At 55.5% G+C, this 15,037-nt stretch carries 17 protein-coding genes and 1 pseudogene; 12 read left to right on the top strand and 6 right to left on the bottom strand.

Annotation, left to right across the window (positions count from 1 at the left end; genetic code table 11):
- Positions 1-25: 25 nt before the first annotated feature.
- Positions 26-709 (bottom strand): DUF4145 domain-containing protein, encoded by a 684-nt coding sequence (locus tag MMS95_RS13200; RefSeq protein ID WP_242141769.1) that lies wholly within the window; start codon positions 707-709, stop codon positions 26-28.
- Positions 710-855: 146 nt separating this feature from the next.
- Here MMS95_RS13200 and MMS95_RS13195 point away from each other — a divergent pair.
- A pseudogene (locus MMS95_RS13195) lies at positions 856-2,097 on the top strand (MFS transporter); the annotation flags it as partial.
- Positions 2,098-2,176: 79 nt separating this feature from the next.
- On the opposite strand, the gene MMS95_RS13190 reads toward MMS95_RS13195, so the two are convergent.
- Both MMS95_RS13190 and htpX read right to left on the bottom strand, forming a co-directional pair.
- Positions 2,177-2,884, bottom strand: coding sequence for a hypothetical protein (locus MMS95_RS13190; protein WP_242141768.1), 708 nt, complete (start codon positions 2,882-2,884; stop codon positions 2,177-2,179).
- A 283-nt stretch (positions 2,885-3,167) separates the two neighbouring features.
- Positions 3,168-4,052, bottom strand: a complete 885-nt coding sequence (htpX, locus tag MMS95_RS13185) for a protease HtpX (protein WP_004931482.1) — start codon at positions 4,050-4,052, stop codon at positions 3,168-3,170.
- A gap of 368 nt (positions 4,053-4,420) precedes the next feature.
- Here htpX and MMS95_RS13180 point away from each other — a divergent pair, with 368 nt between their 5' ends.
- The 6 genes from MMS95_RS13180 to MMS95_RS13155 are packed head-to-tail and all read left to right on the top strand — an operon-like array spanning position 4,421 to position 10,264.
- Positions 4,421-5,512 (top strand): ABC transporter substrate-binding protein, encoded by a 1,092-nt coding sequence (locus MMS95_RS13180; protein WP_015377675.1) that lies wholly within the window; start codon positions 4,421-4,423, stop codon positions 5,510-5,512.
- A gap of 2 nt (positions 5,513-5,514) precedes the next feature.
- Positions 5,515-6,555 carry an iron ABC transporter permease gene (locus tag MMS95_RS13175; RefSeq protein ID WP_031300489.1) on the top strand — a complete coding sequence of 347 codons (1,041 nt, stop codon included), beginning with the start codon at positions 5,515-5,517 and terminating at the stop codon, positions 6,553-6,555.
- The gene (locus MMS95_RS13170; RefSeq protein ID WP_015377673.1) at positions 6,552-7,337 is read left to right on the top strand and encodes an ABC transporter ATP-binding protein; all 786 of its coding nucleotides are present in this window, start codon (positions 6,552-6,554) and stop codon (positions 7,335-7,337) included. The genes MMS95_RS13175 and MMS95_RS13170 overlap by 4 nt, the downstream gene beginning before the upstream one ends.
- Positions 7,325-8,122, top strand: coding sequence for a nicotianamine synthase family protein (locus MMS95_RS13165; protein ID WP_004931490.1), 798 nt, complete (start codon positions 7,325-7,327; stop codon positions 8,120-8,122). Before MMS95_RS13170 ends, MMS95_RS13165 begins: the two co-directional genes overlap by 13 nt.
- Positions 8,115-9,422, top strand: a complete 1,308-nt coding sequence (locus MMS95_RS13160; RefSeq protein WP_242141767.1) for an opine metallophore biosynthesis dehydrogenase — start codon at positions 8,115-8,117, stop codon at positions 9,420-9,422. Before MMS95_RS13165 ends, MMS95_RS13160 begins: the two co-directional genes overlap by 8 nt.
- Positions 9,419-10,264 (top strand): DMT family transporter, encoded by an 846-nt coding sequence (locus tag MMS95_RS13155; protein WP_103085629.1) that lies wholly within the window; start codon positions 9,419-9,421, stop codon positions 10,262-10,264. Before MMS95_RS13160 ends, MMS95_RS13155 begins: the two co-directional genes overlap by 4 nt.
- 882 nt (positions 10,265-11,146) lie before the next feature.
- On the opposite strand, the gene MMS95_RS13150 is transcribed toward MMS95_RS13155, so the two are convergent.
- A complete protein-coding gene (locus MMS95_RS13150) occupies positions 11,147-11,311 on the bottom strand; it encodes a hypothetical protein (RefSeq protein WP_180994463.1) in 165 nt (54 codons plus the stop codon).
- Positions 11,312-11,594: 283 nt separating this feature from the next.
- On the opposite strand from MMS95_RS13150, the gene MMS95_RS13145 reads away from it, so the two are divergent.
- A complete protein-coding gene (locus MMS95_RS13145) occupies positions 11,595-11,861 on the top strand; it encodes an ogr/Delta-like zinc finger family protein (RefSeq protein ID WP_103085631.1) in 267 nt (88 codons plus the stop codon).
- Between the two features lie 177 nt (positions 11,862-12,038).
- On the opposite strand, the gene MMS95_RS13140 is transcribed toward MMS95_RS13145, so the two are convergent.
- Positions 12,039-12,428, bottom strand: a complete 390-nt coding sequence (locus MMS95_RS13140) for a hypothetical protein (protein ID WP_134954124.1) — start codon at positions 12,426-12,428, stop codon at positions 12,039-12,041.
- Positions 12,421-12,678: a hypothetical protein gene (locus tag MMS95_RS13135; protein WP_134954125.1), complete on the bottom strand. Its 258-nt coding sequence runs from the start codon at positions 12,676-12,678 to the stop codon at positions 12,421-12,423. Before MMS95_RS13135 ends, MMS95_RS13140 begins: the two co-directional genes overlap by 8 nt.
- A gap of 237 nt (positions 12,679-12,915) precedes the next feature.
- Here MMS95_RS13135 and MMS95_RS13130 point away from each other — a divergent pair, with 237 nt between their 5' ends.
- The 4 genes from MMS95_RS13130 to MMS95_RS13115 all read left to right on the top strand — a co-directional run.
- A complete protein-coding gene (locus MMS95_RS13130; protein WP_103085632.1) occupies positions 12,916-13,206 on the top strand; it encodes a hypothetical protein in 291 nt (96 codons plus the stop codon).
- 160 nt (positions 13,207-13,366) lie between these two features.
- Positions 13,367-13,573 carry a hypothetical protein gene (locus MMS95_RS13125; protein WP_134954126.1) on the top strand — a complete coding sequence of 69 codons (207 nt, stop codon included), beginning with the start codon at positions 13,367-13,369 and terminating at the stop codon, positions 13,571-13,573.
- A 25-nt stretch (positions 13,574-13,598) separates the two neighbouring features.
- Positions 13,599-14,264 (top strand): tyrosine-type recombinase/integrase, encoded by a 666-nt coding sequence (locus tag MMS95_RS13120; RefSeq protein ID WP_134954127.1) that lies wholly within the window; start codon positions 13,599-13,601, stop codon positions 14,262-14,264.
- A 224-nt stretch (positions 14,265-14,488) separates the two neighbouring features.
- On the top strand, positions 14,489-15,037 hold a 549-nt coding region (locus tag MMS95_RS13115), incomplete at its 3' end, for an MBL fold metallo-hydrolase (RefSeq protein WP_242141766.1).

Below are 15,037 nucleotides of genomic sequence, written 5' to 3'. Positions count from 1 at the left end.
CATACTGTAAAATTCATCAACAGTGTCAGCCCTTACGCGCCTCTGCTTTTTCCGCTGCAACTTCCTTAATACGTTGTAGTTTTTGCTGTTTCTCATGACGAGCTACATACCAGTCATCCAACAGCATTTCTATCATCTCAATAAGAAGATCAGCTTCTTCTGCGCTCACATCAACAATCAGGTTGATGTCTTTTTCCATGTGAGCACCTATGTTGCCAATGCTCTTCACGTCTAAAATGGCTTCCCATACGACAGGGTCAACCTTGTCTTCGATAGCAAGTATTTCATGGTGAAGACTCTTACCACTCACTCCCCAAAAATCGCGGATCATTCCTTGTAGACAACGTCTTGCAAGGGTAGCTGATGCTTTGGGTGATAAGTCAGCGATACTGCACGCTTCTTGATAATCGTTAAGGATAGGTTGGGGTATGTAACCAGGATAGGCTTTTGCTCTATCTTTTTGATTAGAAGGGATCAACCGAAGAACTTTAGAACCACCAGAAACAGTGGCTTTTTGACCGTGAAAATAACCAAATTCACTGATTTGAAGATTAAGAGTTGCCTTCATGCACCCAGGGTTTGGGCATGTAATGCCGTGCACAGTATAAGTATAATTTGTGTTACCAGATTTCAGATCGAGGCTGCTTGAAACAAAGTCCTCTTTCTTTACTATCGCTGCAAAGTTGCAATGAGGGCATACCCAAGACATCGTTAATCTCCAAAGTTGGTTTGCAGTTGTTATGCTATGACAACTGATTTACTTTCAATGACCTTAGATAAATTCTCAAGCGAAGTATTTGAAACGTATCCTTTCAAATGGAGGTGAATCAATAAAAAGCTCTATTAAAAAGCCATTCTATCTGGGTGGTCAACGCCTATCAACTGGCGATCACCGTCTCTCTGCTGTCGCTGGCCTCGCTCGGCGATCTGGTCGGCTATCGCCGCATCTATCAGGCCGGATTGCTGGTGTTCAGCATCACCTCGCTGTTTTGCGCCCTGTCCGACTCGCTGCTCACGCTGACCATCGCCCGCGTATTGCAAGGCTTTGGCGCCGCCGCCATCATGAGCGTCAACACCGCGCTGATCCGCATCATCTACCCGCAGCGTTTTCTCGGCCGCGGCATGGGCATCAACTCGCTGATCGTCGCCTGCTCCTCGGCGGCCGGGCCGACGGTGGCGGCCGCTATCCTGTCGGTCGCGTCCTGGCAGTGGCTGTTCGCCATCAACCTGCCGATCGGCATCGTCGCGCTGCTGCTGGGGATGAAATTCCTGCCGGCTAACGGCCAAAAAAGCGATAGCCGCCGTTTCGATCCTACCAGCGCGGTGCTGAACGCGCTGACCTTCGGCCTGCTGATCACCGCCATCAGCGGCTTCGCCCAGGGCCAGAGCCTGACGCTGATCTTCAGCGAGATTGCCGCGCTGCTGGCGATTGGCGCGGTGTTCGTGCGCCGCCAGCTGCGCCAGGAATTTCCGTTGCTGCCGGTCGATCTGCTGCGCATCCCGATCTTCGCCCTGTCGATGGGCACCTCAATCTGCTCGTTCGCCGCGCAAATGCTGGCGATGGTGTCGCTGCCGTTCTTCCTGCAAAGCGCGTTGGGCCGCGACGAAGTGGCGACCGGGCTGCTGCTGACGCCGTGGCCGCTGGCGATCGTGGTGATGGCGCCGATCGCCGGCCGGCTGGTGGAGCGCGTGCACGCCGGCCTGCTGGGCTGCATTGGACTGGCGGTGTTCGCGCTCGGGCTGTTCTCGCTGGCGCTGCTGCCCGCGGCGCCGTCGAATATGGACATCATCTGGCGCATGGTGCTGTGCGGCGCCGGTTTCGGTCTGTTCCAGTCGCCCAACAACCACACCATCATCTCCGCCGCACCGCGCAACCGCAGCGGCGGCGCCAGCGGCATGCTGGGCACCGCTCGCCTGCTGGGGCAAACCTCGGGAGCCGCGCTGGTGGCGCTGATGTTCAACCTGTTCCCGGCCTCCGGCACCCACGCTTCACTGATCCTGGCTGGGGTGTTCGCCACCCTGGCGGCGGCGGTCAGCAGCCTGCGCATCACTCAACCGACGACACAAACGGCGCAGCCCAGCCGCGAGGTGAAATAGAGGGCATAGAAAGAGCCGGGCCCCAATCCGATGTGGCCTGCCTGAGCCGGGCCACATCGAGCGCGATGCAGGCCTGGCGTCAGTCGCCGCTCCTCAAAGGGCTGCGGCCTTGTCGTAGACACGCTAAATAGGCGTCGTCATCCGGATACCAGCCAACAATGCGTTGGCCGTCGTTATCCACCCCCTCGAAGCCCTTCAGTAAGCCAGGGGCGAACATGCGCTTGATCAGATCTTCGGCCTGAGCGCTATCGATGCGGCAATCGCAGCGCGTGTTTCCGTCAACCTGAACGAAGTTCTGCAACGAAGCGAGACACCGCGCATCGAGATCGCCATGGACATGGATAAACTCCCCCGTCTCTACCAGGGTGAGCGCGGTCAGATCTCCCCCCACCACGAACGCACCGTCGTTTCCTGAGCTGCAATAGGCATGGCGCATGCGGACATCATCACGCACGACCAGTCCGCCCCAGCAAATCAGCGTATCCGCCTGCAGCCGCCCCAGCACAACAATGCCGCCGTCCTCGCGCTGCGGCGATACCGCCAGGCATCCTTCCACGATCATATCGCCGTCCACGATCAGGTAATCGTAATCGTGGCTGTCGTGCTCGTCGGGGAAAAATGCCGGGAGGTGAAGATCGCCTGAATGCCAGTGAATAGCTGGCCGTTCAGCATCGTCATCATGCCGGTTGAACAGTTCCGCAACCGCATCGGCGATACCGCCTGTCAATTCCGCCAGGCGCGCCGGTAGCTCATCACCGTTGAGCAAGGGAAGGTGGTTGATTTTCATAGGGCCTCAGGGACAAATGTCATTGCGCCAAAGCATATAACATGCGCTTCCAAAGCCAAACAGCCGGTCGTCACTCAGCCAGGATGCGGCTTACCCTCTTTCATGGTCGTCTCGCTCCGCGGCGGTAAACGCACAGAGAGGCCGACAGACGTTATTCGAAGGCGGGCTTTATGGACTCGGGGGGCTCTTGCACCGCGTTAACCCCCGTCGACGCTGAAAAAGCGGTTCAGGCATGCCATAAAAAAACCCCGGCAAGCCGGGGTTTTTCATTTCATTCAGCCGATTACTTCAGGTACTGGCCGGTACGCAGCGCTTCGATACGCTTGTCGAGCGGCGGGTGCGACATGAACAGCTCGCTGAACGACTTGGATTTACCGTTGATGCAGAACGCCATCATGCTGCCCGCTTCCTGCGGTTCATAGCTGGTTTTCAGACGCTGCAAGGCGGCGATCATCTTCTCGCGACCCACCAGTTTGGCGGAGCCGGCGTCGGCATAGAACTCGCGGTGACGCGAGAACCACATGGTGATGATGCTCGCCAGGATGCCGAACACCAGTTCCAGCACCATCGACACGGCGAAGTAAATCATCGGGTTGCCGTTGCCTTCCCCTTCGCCATCACCGTCGCGGTTGCCGAGGAAACCGGCAGCGACCTGCGCAATGAGGCGCGAAATGAAGATCACGAAGGTGTTCACGATGCCCTGAATCAGGGTCATGGTCACCATATCGCCGTTGGCGACGTGGCTGATTTCGTGCGCGATGACCGCTTCCGCTTCGTCACGGCTCATGCTCTGCAGCAGGCCGGTGCTGACGGCGACCAGCGAGGCGTCGCGGCGTGCGCCGGTGGCGAAGGCGTTGATGTCCGGCGCGTGGTAGATAGCGACCTGCGGCATGGCGATGCCCGCCTGCTGCGACTGACGGCGCACCGTTTCCAGCAGCCAGTTTTCGGTTTCGTTACGCGGCTGTTCAATCACTTCCCCGCCCACGGAGCGCAGCGCCATCCACTTGGACATCAGCAACGACACGAAAGCGCCGCCGAAGCCGAACAGACCGGCCATGATCATCAGGCCCTGAACGCTACTGGATTGGATTCCTGTCAGGCTGAGCACCAGCCCGAAAACCAACATCACCGCCAGGTTGGTGAGCAGGAACAGAGCTATACGCATCATAAAATGTTTACTTCCTCATAAATGTTAACAAAACACTGTCCAGATACCCTGGATCGTATGGGCATTCATCACAGTTTCAAGAGTTGCGCGCCATTAACCTACTAAAAATACGAAACTTTACAAAAACGACGCGCGACCGGGATTTGGCAAATTGTAAACGATTGTTGCGCAAGGCGGAGGGATTTTGCAGAAAAATTTCTTTGTCCGCACGCCATGACAACGAGAACCGTTATCCTCACGCTTTATAGGCCAATATACGCTCAGCGCGCTTCATCATGCCCCGCCTGATTCAGCGGCGACGAAAATTTGAATCTCGCGATTAATTGTTACATTATAACATCACAACTAATCGTAAAGGGATGTCAATCATGTTATCGCGTATCGTCTGGATGCTGGCGACGTGGCTGCTTTTCTGCCAGGTCGCGCACGCTGAAATTCACCTCACCGACGTTGAAGGACGCCAGGTTACCCTGGCCGCCCCCGCACAGCGCGCCTATATCGGTTTTTACTACGAAGATTTTCTGGCGGTGAACGGCCCGGAGAGTTATCAACAGGTCGTCGCCTTCTCCAAAAGCGACTGGGCGTTGCGCGCCAGCCAATGGGCGCGCTATCAGGCGGCGCTGCCACGGCTCGCTCAGCTGGTCGATGTCGGTTCGCTCTATAACCAGAGCTTCGATTTTGAACGCCTGCTGACCACGCGACCAGACCTGCTGATCCTGGCGAAGTGGCAGCTCGACGGCTTCGCCAACTACCTGCCGGTGCTGCAACAGCTCAACATTCCTTACATCGTCGTCGACTTCAATCAGGGCGTTGAAGTCAAGCTCGCCAGCATCCGGTTAATGGGCCAGGCGATGGGCCACGCCGAGCGAGCGGAACGGCTGGCCGACGAATATCGCCAAAGCCTCGAGGATACCCGTCGGCGCATCCGCCAGGCGCAGCTGCCGCCGCCGGTCACCTACATTGAGCTGGGGGACAAGGGCCCCGGCGAGTACGGCAGCAGCTATGGCGCCTCGATCTGGGGGCCGCTGCTGCAGTTGGCCGGCGCCGACAATATCGCCGCCGGCGTCGTCGGCAGCCCTTCCCCCTTGCGCGCCGACTATGTCCTGACCCAACGGCCCGAGGTGATTTTTCTCGCCGGTGGCGACTGGGAAAACATGCCGAACGCCGTGCCGATGGGCTACGGCACGCAGGCAGCCCCCCTCCAGACGCGCCTGACGCAATACGCCCGGCGGGCGGGATGGCCGCAACTGCCGGCGATAAAAAATCAGCGTCTTTATGCGCTTTACCATGGCGGCGCGCGCACGATTTACGATTTTATCTTTGTCCAGTATCTGGCGAAAGCGCTCTATCCCACCGCGTTTGCCGATGTTGATCCCGCGCGCAATCTGGCGCAGTTCTACCATCAATATTTGCCGATAGAGGCGGACGGCGTCTTCTTGCAACGCTGGCAAGGAGAATAACCGTGGCCCACACAGGACGTGCGTTTTTGCGACGGCGCAGGCTGCGCCGCGGGCTACTGACGCTGGCGCTGCTCGGCGCGCTGCTGGCGGCGACCGCCATCGATCTCACCGTCGGCGCCGCGCAACTTGGCCTCACGGATATCGTGCGGATGCTTTGGCCTGGCTCTGCGCCTGGCAACGAGCTGCATCAGGTGGTTTTCTGGTCGATTCGCTTGCCGATGACGCTCACCGCCCTGGTGGTCGGCGCCAGCCTGGCGCTGGCGGGCCTGCTGATGCAGACCGTGCTGGCTAATCCCCTCGCCAGCCCCTATACGCTGGGGATCTCTGCCGCGGCGGGGTTCGGCGCGGCGCTGGCGATCCTCACCGGCTTCAGCCTGGGCGGCGCGTTGGCGCTGGGCACGCCGCTGCTGGCTTCGCTGATGGCGTTGCTCGCCTGCGTGCCTGTCTATCTGCTGGGACAACGCCGCGGCATGACGCCGCAAATATTGGTGTTGAGCGGCATCGTGGTGCTGTTTTTCTTTCAGTCGCTGCAATCGCTGCTGCTGTTTCTGGCCTCACCGGAAGCCATGCAGCAAATTGTCTTTTGGCTGTTCGGCAGCCTGCTCAAAGCCAATATGCACGGCGTGGCGATCACCGGCGTCGTGTTGCTGTGCGCGCTGTTCGTCAGTCTGCGGCTCGCCTGGCGGCTGACGGCGCTGTCCGCCGGCGAAGAGCAGGCCCAGGGGCTGGGCATCAATGTCAGCGCCTTGCGCAAGCTGGCCTTTCTGCTGGCGACCTTGCTGACGGCCGCCTCGGTCTCGTTTGTCGGCACCATCGGGTTCGTCGGGCTGATCGCCCCGCATTTCGCCCGCTTTCTGGTGGGTGAGGATCAGCGCTACCTGATCTGCATTTCCGCCCTCTGCGGCAGCCTGCTGCTGCTGTGCGCCTCGATCGTCGCCAAGCTGGTGATGCCGAACGGCGTGGTGCCCATCGGCATCGTTATCGCCCTGATCGGCGTGCCGGTGCTGTTTTACTTCGTCACTCGACAGGTTAAACGCCCATGACTCAACTGACCCTCACCCGCGTCGGCGTCTCGCTGCATCGCCGCTCGCTGTTGACAGACGTTTCATTGAGCTGGCCGGAGGCGCAGCTCGGCGGCATCATCGGCCCCAACGGCGCCGGCAAATCGACGCTGCTCAAAGCGATTAACCGCATGGTGCCATCCAGCGGCGAGATCGCTTACCGCGAACGCCCTCTCGATCCGAAAACCAGCCGTATCGCCTATGTGCCGCAGCTTAATCGCTGCGATTCGGCATTGACCGCTTTTGACATGGTGCTGCTGGGCAAGGTACGCCAGTTGAGCTGGCGCGTCAGCGCCGCCCAGGCCGATGCGGTCGAACAGGCGCTGGCGGAATGCGGCATTTCCGCGCTCGCCGATCGCCCCTTCAACCGTCTCAGCGGCGGCCAGCGACAGTTGGTGATGCTGGCTCAGGCCTTCGTCTCTCAGCCGCAGATCATTTTGCTCGACGAACCCACCAGCGCACTGGATATCCACCACCAGCTGCGCGTGCTCAATCAGATCGCCGACTATGGCCGGCGCCACCGCTGCATCACGCTGCTGGTGATCCACGATCTGGGATTGGCGCTGCGCTATTGCCACTCACTCACGCTGCTCGCGCACGGACGCGTCGTTTGCCACGGCGATACCCATCAGATGATGGGACATCCGATGGTGTCTCGCGTATTTGGCGTCGGCATCGAAAACGGCGTCAGCCCGCAGGGCTACCCCTATCTGCTGCCGACACAGCTGTTACACGCACACGGAGAATCCCCATGTACACTCTGACCAAGGCGGACATGCTGGCGCAACTCGCCGGCTTGCAACAGGAAATTCACCAGCTACACCGCTCCGCCCGGCAAGATCGGCGCCATTTTTCCCTGCTGGAACGCCGCTTCAGCCGCCTGCAAGCCTTTAACGACGAACCACAGCTGCAGGCCTACCGTCGAAAACTGGAAAACGACCGTTTGATCACGGCGCAGATCGCCCAACTGCGGGCGACAGCCAACGCCGCATTGTGCGACTACGAGAAACATCGCGTCTCGGCGCTGTGCCGGGAACCGGCGCAAACCAACGCCTACCTGAACAGTTTCGACCGCGCGCTGCAGTTGGAGATCGCGGCCGCCGACATTAAACCCGGCGAACGGGTGCTGCTGGTGGGCAGCGGCGCATTGCCCACCACGGCGCTGGCGCTGGTCGCCAGGCTCTCCGCCACCGTCATTTGCTACGATTGCGATCCGGCGGCCCAGCGTTTTGCCCGCCGGCTCACGCGCCACCTGGGGCTGGTGCAGCAGATGCCCTGCATCGACAAGCTGAACGGCCTGACGCGCAACGATATCGATCACATCATCATCGCCTCTTTGGTGGCGGACAAGCAGGGTTTGCTGAAGGCGCTGCGGCCTTTGCTGCCCCAGTGCGGCAAATTGCTGGTGCGCTATGGCAACGGCCTCAAGTCGATCTTCAACTGCCCTTACCACCACCAGGCCGCCGGCTCGCCCTGGCGTGTCAGCGGTAAACCGCTCGCCACCCCGCTGTACGATCTGTTGATTTTGGAGCCCCACCGCCATGAATAATGCCTTTCCCACCCTGATCCTCGGCGCCGGCCCGGCGGCGATCCAACTGGCTGCGGACATCAAGGCCGCGGCCAATGCGCGCATCGGCCTGTACAACCGCCCCAGCGAAAAAGGGCGCCGCCTGAAGCAACATCTGGCGCACACGCCCAGCCTGTGGCTGACGGGCGCCGGTAAGGCGCAGCGCACCCAAGACGATGCGCAGGTGACGATTGATCGCTATTACGATGATCTGTCACTGGTCGGCGGCGACTGGCACCGACTGATCCTTGCCGTCCCCGCCGATCAATACCATGACGTGCTGCGACAGGTGCCATGGGCGGCGTTGCCCCAACTGCGCTCACTGATCCTGCTCTCTCCCTCCATCGGCTCCGGCCTGATGGCGCAAAGCCTGCTGCAGGACGCCGGGCAATCCCACGTCGAGGTCATCAGCCTGTCGAGCTACTACGCCGACACCAAGTACCAGAGCGCCGAACAGCCTTACCGCGCCTACACCAAGGCGTTCAAGCAGCGGATTTATCTGGCCGGCGCAGGCGCAAGGTCAGACTGCGCCGAACTCGACTGGCTTTGCTCGCTGCTGGCGCGTCACGGCATTGACGCCCAACGCTGCAACAGCCTGCTCGCCGCCGAGCGCTTCAGCATCACCAATTATGTTCATCCTCCGCTGGCGCTGGCCGAAACCACGCTGCAGGCGATATTCCAGCCGCAGGCGCCGATCCAGTACCTGTATAAAACCCACCCCGAGGGCCCCATCTGTCCCGAGGCGATCGCCGACATGCTGGCGCTCTCGCAGGATTACCAGCAGTTGCTCAACCGGCTCGGCATCGAGGCCATTAACCTGCTGCGCTTTTTGAATGACGACAACTACCCGGTTCCGCCCCGCATGGTGAGCCGCCGCTGGATTGACCAATTCCCGCAGCTCGCGCCGACAGAGCAATGCTATGCGCTGTTTACGCGTTATACCGCGCTGCTGGTCGACCCCTATTCCGAGCCGGACGCGCAGGGCCGCTACTATGATTTTTCCGCCGTCAGGGTCGCCCGCGTCTTCCAGGATGCCCAGGGGCGCTGGCGCCTGCCGCGCGTGCCGCAAGAGGACGTGCGCAAACTGCGCGTCCTGGTCTTGCTGGCGCAGCGGCTTGACGTCGAGATGCCCGCCGCTCAGCGTCTGTTGGCGCGCTTTCAGCAGGCGCTGCAGCGCTTCGTCACCCGGATCGGCGCCGAGCATTGCCATCCTTCGTTGCTGGACGATACCTGCGACGAGCAGGCGGACATCATTTACCGACAATGGCGGAGGCAAGCATGAATCAGGGTGCGTTACTGGCCATTTTTGCCTCGTTGATTTTCAGCGTCATGAACGCGCTGGTTAAAACCATCTCCGACGCTATTCCCACCGGTGAAATCGTGTTCTTTCGCAGCAGCATCGGCTGTCTGCTGGTTCTGCTGCTGATGTACCGCCACCGCATCGCCTTCAGCCGCACAGACCGGCCGCTGCTGGTGTTGCGCGGCACCATGGGCGGGCTGTATCTCATTTGTTATTTTTACAGCATTGCCCATCTGACGCTGGCCGACGCCAGCATGCTGGCCTATCTGTCGCCGTTTTTCTCCATTTTGCTCTCCTTGCTGGTGCTGCGTGAACGGGTCAACGCCAATACCGCATTTTGGCTGGCGATGGTCATCATCGGCGCGGTGCTGCTGGTGCGGCCGTGGCACTTCTCGGCCTATACCCTGGCGTCGCTGGTCGGCGTGATGAGCGCGGTGTTCGCCTCGATCGCCTATCTGTCGGTCAACAAACTCAGCAAGCGCCACCATAACTACGAAATCGTGTTCTATTTCCTGTTCATCGCAACGCTGATCTCGCTGCCGCTGATGTGGAACGCATTCGTTTGGCCCAACGCCTATCAGTTCGCCATTCTGCTCGCCATCGCCCTGGTGTCGCTGTTGGGGCAGGTCGTCTTAACCCAGGCCTTTTCTTCCGATAACCTGATCGTGGTCTCGGTGGTGCGCTATATCGGCATCGTGTTCAACATCGCCTGGGGTTGGCTGTTCTGGCATGAGATCCCGCTGCTGCTGTCGCTGTTCGGCTGCCTGCTGGTGGTGGTTTCCTGCATTCAGCTCGGGCTGCGTCACCGCAAGAAACCGGCTTAAGCCGGGCTTGCCGCAACCCCCAAAAAAAACGCACCCGAGGGTGCGTTACATTAAAATTCAATATACTGATATATATGACTTTAATTAAATTAAATGTCACATATTGACCACAAAAAAATCACGAACATGACAAAACCCACGCGCTGCGGGTTTGGGTTTTCCTGGTGTCAGGACATTGCTTTATTGTTCGCTTTTTATCCTACTTAGATATCCCCTCACCCTCCAATTGATTGCATAGATCAATAACATGCAAATTGATCGCTCAAACCGATCGACTCGCTAATTATATCTTGCTGACGTAATCGCCCGCCCAGTCATTCCGCGGCCCCGCCCCCTCGTCCCTGCACGCCATTCTCGGCGCGATCCTGCCGAGATCTTTTCCGCAATAAATTGCAAAGTTCTTGTTTGCTGGAAATCCGGCCACAACCCGATCCACGCCTAGCACGGACGACGATAACCCCACACGACGCAGACCACCACCACGGCCGAAAGGACCCACGAGGAAAGCTACGAGATCCTTTGATAAATATTATGTTATCCAATTGGTTAGCCGGACAGCCCGCCCGTATTATTGCAAAAGTCTGCAAAACCTTGCGCAGTTTGCAAAACTATTCTGACGTCAGAATCCCAGTCAGGGCACGGGCTGGCGTGGTGCCTACCGCGTAAATTTTTTGCAAAATTTTTATGATCCAAATTGTGCAGGCGGGTGCGGTGTAGCGCCGTTTCCATCTGGTAAGCGCTTCCGTATGCCCGCTGTGGATTCCGTGGCGGGGTGTGGTAATGCGAACGGGTTCAGCGCCATGCCGGTGGCGTGGCGCACTGGAAAAACGGTTTAGAAGGCGATACAGGCGGAATTATGGAAAGAATGCACGGCCGGGGAGATCAGGCAATGAAAGGGGCGTACTTTTCGCGGAGATCGTTAGTTTTCTCGCCGGTGACGGCGCTGTTGGTCGACGTGCCGGTGTTACTGTGGGTATGCTGGGCCGCCTGCTCAGCCAGTTGGCTGAGCACGTCCAGGGTATCGGTCAGCAGGCTTAACACGTTCACTTCTTCGCTATCCAGCCGGATAGTCCTGCGCCGGATCCCCTGGATTTGCTCGGTGAGCGTACCGCCTACCTTCAGGCTGTCATTCTGTCCAACATCGCCGATTCTGTCTTTGCTATAGCGGCTGAATTATGAACGTCGTCAACAACGACCCGAAGATCCCCGAAAGCCTGCATTTTGGGTTTGATCTGGACGCTTCTAGCAAAAGCAATGAAAAGGGCGAGAAATAAGCACAAATACGCTAAAACCCGCTGAATGCGTGGCATTGGCATGCGGGGTAGTAAACATGCGCATTTTTAAAATTCATTGCCCGGAGTGTGACGCACCGGCAATTATCCGTAAGACGGAATGGAAGAATAAGCAGTTGGCCGATTTGTATTGCGCCTGCACCGAAGTGGAATGCGGCCATATCTTCGTTTTTAACTCGACCTTTTCCCTCCCACTCAGCCCCAGCGGCCTGACCGGCAACAATCTGGTCAAAGCACTGCTGGAAAGGCTCAAGCCAAACGAGCGCCAGTTTGCGTTAGATCTGCTGCAAAGTCAGGCCGGATAGACAAAAAACCCCGCGACAAGATGCGGGGGATTCTATCATTTTAATTTATAACAATGGGCGTTATTTTATATTCCACAACTAATATTTTTGAAGAGCCCACTTATTATATAATAACCCCTTATTAACAAAGAGGTTAATGGTTTACACCCTAATTAAATAGTAATAAAAGGCGAACAACTACCCTGACGAATTTTTGTCTTTAAAGTAATAACCAATAATAAAGCCTAATGATGTACCTAAGGCACTAATAACAATAGACAGCACTTTATCAAGCTCTAAGAATGGTGGCGGTTTTATATTCCCACCCGCACTCAATTTACTTAATTCCATAGCCCAGTCAACAACAGATCTGTTATAGCACCAAACAAATACAGCAGACAAAATCATTACACCAAAAAATCCGCACAAAAATATCATTGTTAAGTTACTACGAGTATGAATATCTTTTTTCTCTGTTGCTGAGGCCTCAACCTGTGCTTTATCGGCTGCTGCCTTTGCTTGCCTAGCGCCTTTCTCTACTTTTGTAACAGATTGCAGAAGGTCAGATAAGCCAGAATTGTTAGTCATTCGTCACCTCAATACTTCCTAGCAATCTTATTGATTGTGAGTACTCATCCGCCAATGAACTCACATAAGCAGACTGCGCCTTATTCAAAGAAGAAACCAAGCTCAAATATTTATTCTTTAGATTCTCATCCTCTGCCATATCTTCTAATAACTCACTCACAAGATCGATAGAGAGATTTAACATTTCATCCCCTTTGTCTCTATAGCCTTTAAGCAGGGCTATTAGTCTATTTTTTTCCGATGCTTTCATATCCACCACTTTGAATTATAAACCAGTCACCATTTACTCTAACATACTTTCATCTTCGTATCTGTATATACTAAGGCATTGTGCTGCTATTGTAATCTATTGATTATAATACGCTCTCAGTTACACCAGCAACAGCCTATCATCTCGGATTTTAAATGCAAAACCCTCACTAAAGCTAACGACCGCCCCAGATAACAGCGCTTCAAACTCCTTGGGCGTTGGCTCTAGGCCGATGGAATGGAAGAACGCCAGCAATTAGCGAGTTATATCGTCCATCCCGGCCACCATTTACGGCGTGACAATACGCGGTTTATCCGGCAGATCACCGCTGCGGCTTCGCTTCGGTATCGTTGCCCGAAGACTTTCGAGCAATTCCCGCCGTTCCTGGCGTGTCATCCGGTCAAAATCAACCGGTATCCGGCTGGTATCCTCATCTATGAGGGCACCAGCCAGCCCCGTTTCCTGGGGCGTACTGTCGGCGACGGGTACATGATCGATCTTTGGTGGAAGCATTACGAGTGTACGTAGAAATCGGGCGAGAATAACCGGAATGAATTGCTGAACATTGCCAGTGACCTGGGTTCGCCACGCGCCGACCAGGTCAGCATTGCGACGTTCTCAAACTATCGTGCAGAACGCCTAGACGCTGGTTTAAAAATCGGCTCCATCAATCGGCGGCATATGGCATATGATGCTGAGCGGCGTGTTTACCAGGCTGATAAGGCTGGGGCAATTTCATACCCCCCACCCGCTGAAAGGCCTGGCACAGCTGAAAGGCAACACCCCAGAAATGACCTGGCTGGACAAGCCCAGAATAGGCATTTTTCTGCAACACCTGACCGGCGACAAGCTGAAGGTGGTCAAACTCTGCATAGCCACCGGCGAGGTGGGGTGAAGCGGCCGACCTTACGCACGATGCCGTGATCAAATTTAAATGCACGTTCACAGACACAAAGAACGGCAAGGATAGGACTGTCCCGATCTCAGAAGACATCCACGCGATGATCACAGAGGGCGACGCCCGTCAGCTGTTCCCCGATGTGAATTACAACACCGTGCGTAACCTGCTTAAAGCGCTCTTCCCTGACCTGCCGGACGGCCAAGCAACGCATGTTATGCGCCACTCGTTCGCCAGCCACTTTATGATGAACGGAAGGAACATCCTCACGCTGCAGAAAATTTTAGGACACGCGGCCATCAACCAAACGATAGTTTACGCCCACTTTGCGCCGGACTATCTGAATGATGCGGCTCGGCTTAATCCATTGAACAATAACCTACAAAGGGATTTTATGAGCCAAGTTGAGAAAGTTAACATTATCAAAATTTATTGCGATAAAACTTGTAAAGAAGAAATATCTGCTCTCTTTACAAAGTCGGATTTTGAAGTTGGCGTTATTCACTGCTTTTCAGAAAATGCCCCAGACCTTCTCGCAATCTCATTCAAGATTGGTAGTATGGCAGTAGAAAGGTTGAAAAAGGTGCTTACTATGTTTGTAAAAAAGACAAAAAAGTGCATATCGCAGTGGTTAACAAGGATGGCTCCGGCCTCAAGGTCACAGAACCTGAACAAACGGCTCTGTTAGAACGCGCTCACGCAATGGCAATCACCGCCCCAAAACGGAACAAGTTGAATGAGTCAAAACTCAGGCATAGTGTAGTAGCTCTAACCCGAGCTGACAGTTTCCATGGATAGAGCACAATCTTATCTGACATTCGATTTTGAGCGAGAAACTTACTTACAGATTTAAACTTTGACATGTCAGACATGTGAAAAATAACAGGTCTATTGATAAATAGGTAAAATACTATGATTAGAACATTCCATACGGTAGGTCAAGGTGCTTTTTATACTGAAGAGTTTAGTGATTTTCGTTTTGTTTATGATTGCGGGACAGATACTGACGGTAAGGGTAGAATTGAAAAATATGTGAAAAACCATTTCAGAAAAGGTGACATCATAGATGCCATGTTTATTTCCCACTTTCACAGGGATCATATAAACGGGTTGGAGTATTTACTGTCTAATTTTGAGGTTAAGTATATTTTCATACCCCAATACAGTGTTTATGAGCAAGTTCTTGATTTTATGTACACGGATAGAAACCTTAATTTATTTGATACAAAATTAACCGTACTTCCTGTTGATGCCATAAAGTCCATATCAAGCAAAACTAAAGTCATTCTAGTAAAAAAACATTCTCGTAGTGATGAAAAAAATGATGATGAGAATGATGAAATACAAAATATTGGCCAGTTAGAAGATGGTGACCATATTGATAGTGGAAAGCCATTGCAGCCATTGCAGCCATCGCAGCCATCGCAGCCATCGCAGCCATCGCAGCCATCGCAGCCATCG

Origin of the sequence: Serratia sp. PGPR-27 (genome assembly GCF_022678525.1) — a bacterium.
In the GTDB taxonomy this organism is placed as follows: Bacteria; Pseudomonadota; Gammaproteobacteria; order Enterobacterales; family Enterobacteriaceae; genus Serratia; species Serratia nematodiphila.
This window is presented reverse-complemented; position numbering and strand designations above follow the sequence as displayed.